This is a genomic window from Nguyenibacter vanlangensis (genome assembly GCF_013376155.1).
In the GTDB taxonomy this organism is placed as follows: Bacteria; Pseudomonadota; Alphaproteobacteria; order Acetobacterales; family Acetobacteraceae; genus Gluconacetobacter; species Gluconacetobacter vanlangensis.
This window is the reverse complement of the sequence record NZ_JABXXP010000355.1, coordinates 1-3,032: the sequence shown is the minus strand read 5'-3', so window position 1 is coordinate 3,032 and position 3,032 is coordinate 1. Positions and strand designations below refer to the sequence as shown.

Below are 3,032 nucleotides of genomic sequence, written 5' to 3'. Positions count from 1 at the left end.
GGCGCGGCCAGGCCCAGCGTGCCGAAACCCGGCAGCAGGCCCATCAGCAGGGTCGGCGCGGCCATCAGCAGCACGCTGAAGGCGAACATCTTCTTGCGCCCGTGCCGGTCGCCGAAATGCGCCATCACCACCCCGCCCAGCGGCCGGGCCAGATAGCCGGCGCCGAACAGGCCGAACGTCTCGGTCTGCCGCAGCCAGTCGGGCTGGGCGGCGGGGAAGAAATGCTGGGCGATGATCTTCGCGAAATAGGCGAAGATCACGAAATCATAGAATTCCAGCGCCCCGCCCAGGGCCGCCAGGGCCAGGGTGCGGACGTCGCGCCAGCTCAGGCGGCCGGCGGGCGGGGCGGAAACGACATGCATGATCGGACATCCGTGCGGGGCGAAGGGGGCAGGGACCATACACGCCCCGCCCCGGACGGTCACGGGCCCCCACGCGGGTTACGACTCGCACCCGACCATCCAGGCCACGCCATACCGGTCGGTCAGCGTGCCGAAGATCGGCGCCCAGAACGTCTTCTGCAGCGGCATCGTCACCGTCGCCCCGTCGGACAGGGTGGTGAAGATCCGCTCGGCCTCCTCCGTCGTGTCGGCGCTGACCGATATCGAGAACCCGGCCGCAACCGATTTCCGCATGGCTCGGCCTTCACATCCGCAAAGAAATGATGACGGACGGTGCGGAATGACTTGCAACCGACGCCGGTCCGTCCTGTAAAGTAAGGATTGGGCCGCCACCCGGCCCGATTGACGCGAAAAAAATTAAGAAAACAAGAACGCGAGCCAGTCATTATGGGTGATACAGGACTTACCCGGTCCGAGGAGCGGTTCATCCGCTGGTCCTTCGGTACCGATTCCGGACATAACCCGTCGCTGTCCGACGGCATCATCCTGCCGGTGTGGAAAAGCGGTACCCGCCGCGGCCAGCCGCGCATCCCGGCCTCGATCCGCGACCTGGTCGCCCGCGGCCTGCTGCGCGTCGTCGAGGGAGATTTGCCGCCACGCGCCTATTTCACCGCCAACGGAATCCGCGCGGTGCGGCGCATGTTCGTCAAGCCCCGCTTCGATACCGGCCGCTATATCCACCTGCTGCGCGAAGTGGAAAGCCACCCCGACCGCGAAAGCGGCTGACCCGCCCCTCGCGGACGGGCGCGTCATCCGCCCTTCAAGCGGCCGGCGACCGGCGCCGCAGCGGCATCGTCATGCAATGGACGCTGCCGCCCCCCTGCGAGAACTGGTCCAGTTCCGGGTCCAGGACGACCAGCCCCTCGGCGCGCAGCATCGCATTCACCCGGGTGGAATGGCGCGGGCTGACCACCCGCCCGTCGCCCAGGGCCAGCACGTTGCACGCCATGTCGCGCATCGCCTCCTTGTAGCTCACCGGCAGCAGCCGGATGCCCTGCGCGCGGAACCAGTCCAGGTCCGCATCGGCCAGCGCATCGGGGGCGACCAGCGCCAGCTTCTCGGCGACCATGGAAAACACCACGTCCAGATGCAGGAAATGGTCCGAAAACCGGATCATCCGCGTCTGCCATCCCGCCGCGTCGAACCAGCCGGTGAATTCCTCGGCGCCGGCCCGGTCGGTCCGGGTGGTGGTCACGCCCACGGCCAGCAGGCCGGGGCTGATGACATGGATGTCGCCGCCCTCGAGATGCCCGCGCGTGGCGGTCCGCCAGATCCCCCCGGGGCCGTAAAACGCCTCGATCGCCGCCGTCTCGCCCTTGCGTTCCGCGCGGTACATGTTGGTGGCGACGGTGCCGAACGGCGTGGTCTGCGAACTGTCGCGGGTATAGACCTGATAGGGCAGGCCGGGCTGCGGCGTCAGGAAATGGCACGCCACGTCCGCGCCGCGCAGCGCGTCCACCAGTTCGCCGAACTGCGCCTGCACCGCGCCGGCGTCGGCCCCGCGGCCATCCTCCAGGCTCAGGATCGCGATATCGTTGCTGGGGATCCAGCTATAATAGGTCGGCGGGCACAGCAGGACATCCTCCAGATATCCGGTTTCGCTGTCGATGAACCAGCGTGTGGCGTCCATGCTCCTGCTTTCCTCGTCCGAAGGTGCCCGGGTGGCTCGAACCCGAATGCCGGGTATCATAGGCCCGCCTTGCCGGCCATCCGATAGCGGATCGCGCAAGTAAAGTTTGCCGCGCGCTCAATCGTAAACGCGCGCGCCGAACCGGGCAGGGACGCACGCCCGCGCGGCGGGGCTTCTCATCGCCGTCTCCGGTCTGTAATGGGGCGGTCTGTATGGGGCGCCGGTTACGGGCTGATGCCGGATGGCCGCGACGGGCGGCAGGGGGGATTTGTTGCACATTCTCATGACCGGCTCGGCGGGCTTCATCGGCTATCACCTGGCACGCCGCCTGCTGGCGGATGGGCATGCGGTCACCGGCATCGATGGCATGACCCCCTATTACGACGTGGCGCTGAAGCGCGCACGCCACGCCCGGCTCACCGCCCATCCGGAATTCTCCGCCCACGAATTCATGCTGGAAGATCACGCCCGGCTGGATGCGGCATGCCGCGCGGCCCGGCCCGACATCGTCGTCCATCTCGCCGCCCAGGCGGGGGTGCGCTACAGCCTGGACAACCCGTCCGCCTATGTCAGCGCCAACGTCGTGGGCACCCATAACCTGCTGAACGCGGTCAAGGCCCTGCCGGTGCGGCATGTCATCCTGGCCTCGACCTCATCGGTCTACGGCGCCGGCACCGATTGCCCCTTCACCGAGGACCAGCCCTGCAACCATCCGCTCAGCCTGTACGCCGCCACCAAGAAAGCATGCGAGGATATCGGGCATTCCTACGCCCATCTCCACGACCTGCCGATGACGGCCTGCCGCTTCTTCACCGTCTACGGCCCCTGGGGGCGGCCGGACATGGCGCTGTTCCGCTTCACCCGCAACATCCTCGGGGGCCTGCCGATCGACGTCTATAACGGCGGCGACATGGCGCGCGACTTCACCTATATCGACGACATCGTCGAAGCCCTGGTCCGGCTGCTGCCGCGGCCGCCGGGCAATGGCGGCGCGGCGCCGG

Annotated in this window: 5 protein-coding genes; 2 read left to right on the top strand and 3 right to left on the bottom strand. The window is 67.8% G+C overall.

Going from position 1 to position 3,032, the window contains the following annotated elements; translation table 11 throughout:
* Both HUK84_RS13725 and HUK84_RS13720 read right to left on the bottom strand, forming a co-directional pair.
* Positions 1–362, bottom strand: a 362-nt coding sequence (locus HUK84_RS13725; protein WP_176640790.1) for an MFS transporter, incomplete at its 3' end; no start/stop codon positions are given.
* A 78-nt stretch (positions 363–440) separates the two neighbouring features.
* Positions 441–635 (bottom strand): VOC family protein, encoded by a 195-nt coding sequence (locus tag HUK84_RS13720; RefSeq protein ID WP_176640789.1) that lies wholly within the window; start codon positions 633–635, stop codon positions 441–443.
* 153 nt (positions 636–788) lie between these two features.
* Here HUK84_RS13720 and HUK84_RS13715 point away from each other — a divergent pair, with 153 nt between their 5' ends.
* Positions 789–1,127 carry a hypothetical protein gene (locus HUK84_RS13715; RefSeq protein ID WP_176640788.1) on the top strand — a complete coding sequence of 113 codons (339 nt, stop codon included), beginning with the start codon at positions 789–791 and terminating at the stop codon, positions 1,125–1,127.
* Positions 1,128–1,161: 34 nt separating this feature from the next.
* Here the strand turns inward: HUK84_RS13715 and HUK84_RS13710 are convergent, their stop codons facing one another.
* Complete coding sequence (locus tag HUK84_RS13710; protein ID WP_176640787.1) at positions 1,162–2,031, bottom strand: dimethylarginine dimethylaminohydrolase family protein; 870 nt, start codon at positions 2,029–2,031, stop codon at positions 1,162–1,164.
* Positions 2,032–2,302: 271 nt separating this feature from the next.
* Between HUK84_RS13710 and HUK84_RS13705 the strand changes: the two genes are divergently transcribed.
* A partial coding sequence (locus tag HUK84_RS13705; RefSeq protein WP_176640786.1) for an NAD-dependent epimerase/dehydratase family protein occupies positions 2,303–3,032 on the top strand: 730 nt, incomplete at its 3' end.